Raw genomic sequence first — 1,746 nt, 5'->3', positions numbered from 1 at the left:
GATGGGTATAAGCGACAGCGGCGCGCCCTGGGAACGCCCCCCGTTGCCCGAAGGCCGGGCCTCCGGCGCGGCGCCGGACGCATGGCTCACCGGACGCGGCGCGGCCTGGCCCGAACGGTACGGGTGGTTCTCCACCACGGGCACGTTGCGGCGGATGGTGCGCTCGATGTCGCGCAGGTACGCGCGCTCCTCGGCGTCGCAGAAGGACACGGCCGTGCCACTGGCCCCCGCGCGGCCGGTGCGGCCAATGCGGTGCACGTACTGCTCCGGCACGTTGGGCAGGTCGTAGTTGACGACGTAGCTCAGCCCGTCAATGTCGATGCCGCGCGCGGCGATGTCCGTGGCCACGAGCACGCGGAGCGTCCCGGAGCGGAACTCGTCGAGCGCGCGCTCCCGGGCATTCTGGCTCTTGTTGCCATGGATGGCCGCCGAGCTGACGCCCGCGCCCTCCAGCTGCTTCGCCACCCGGTTCGCGCCGTGCTTGGTGCGGGTGAAGACGAGCGCGCGGGAGATGTTGCCTTCCGTCAGCAGGTGCGTCAGCAGGCCGCGCTTCTGCTCGCGCTCCACGAAGTACACCTGCTGGCTCACCGTCTCCGCGGTGCTGGAGGCGGGCGACACCTCCACGCGGATGGGGTCCGTGAGGATGCTGCGCGCCAGGTCCACGATGTCCACGGGCAGCGTGGCGCTGAAGAACAGCGTCTGCCGCTTGGGCGGCAGCGCCTTGATGACGCGGCGGACGTCGTGGATGAAGCCCATGTCGAGCATGCGGTCCGCCTCGTCGAGCACGAACACCTCGAGCGAGCGCAGCGACACGAAGCCCTGCTCCATCAGGTCCAGCAGGCGGCCCGGCGTGGCCACCAGCACATCCACGCCATTGCGCAGCGTCTGCACCTGCGCATTCTGGCCCACGCCGCCGAAGATGACGGCGTGACGCAAGGGCAGCCCCTTACCATAGGTCCCGAAGCTCTCGCCCACCTGGCCCGCCAGCTCGCGCGTGGGCGTCAGGACCAGGCAGCGCACCGGGCGCGCCCCGCCCGCGGGCGCCTTGGCGGACAGCCGCTGGAGGATGGGCAGCGCGAAGGCCGCCGTCTTGCCCGTGCCCGTCTGGGCCACGCCGAGCACATCGCGCCCGGCCAGCGCATGGGGGATGGCCTTCTGCTGGATGGGCGTGGGGGTGGTGTAGCCCTCCGCCTTGACGGCGCGCAGGAGGGTGTCGTGAAGCTGAAGTTCGTCGAAAGTCATGGGTTCCTGATGTTGAGGTAAGCCCACTCCCTCCCAGGGGAGGAAGCCCGCGCAGCGCGCCCAGTCGGACACATGTCCGGGGCGCCTGGCGGTGCGCGGTCGGGCCCAGCCGGCCGAACCGCTTTGGGAGCGGATGGAAACAGGGGGTCACCCCTACCCATTCCGGAGAATCGCGGGGGACCCTGCACTTTCCCGCCCCGGAAGTCCCGTGAAATCAACAGCTTGCTTGCCGGTTTTGCGTCCACAGGTCCTTCCAAGTCGAAAGACCCGGAATGCCCTGCCGGCCCCGGGAGCCCTTTCTGGCTCCCGGGGCCGTCCTTCACCTCAGGCCCGGGCCTCCGCCGCCGAAGCGGCCTGGTGTGCCTCCGGCACCGGTTCGTACGCGCCCAGACGCATGCTGGCCTGGGCCCGGCCCTGGGTGCGGCCTCGCAGCCCGGTGACGTAGCCGAAGAGGCGGGCCATGGGCACCCGCGCGGTGACGAGCCGCGCCCCGCCACGCGCCTC

The 1,746-nt window shown here is 71.1% G+C and carries 2 protein-coding genes; both read right to left on the bottom strand.

What is annotated here, in order from left to right:
* Positions 1-1,242, bottom strand: a 1,242-nt coding sequence (locus tag G4D87_RS37380) for a DEAD/DEAH box helicase (RefSeq protein WP_163787538.1), incomplete at its 3' end; no start/stop codon positions are given.
* A gap of 324 nt (positions 1,243-1,566) precedes the next feature.
* A partial coding sequence (locus G4D87_RS37375; RefSeq protein WP_163787537.1) for a hypothetical protein occupies positions 1,567-1,746 on the bottom strand: 180 nt, incomplete at its 5' end.

Origin of the sequence: Myxococcus vastator (assembly GCF_010894475.1) — a bacterium.
Classification (GTDB): domain Bacteria; phylum Myxococcota; class Myxococcia; order Myxococcales; family Myxococcaceae; genus Myxococcus; species Myxococcus vastator.
Note: the sequence above shows the minus strand (reverse complement) of the source record. Positions and strands in the feature narration are given on the sequence as shown.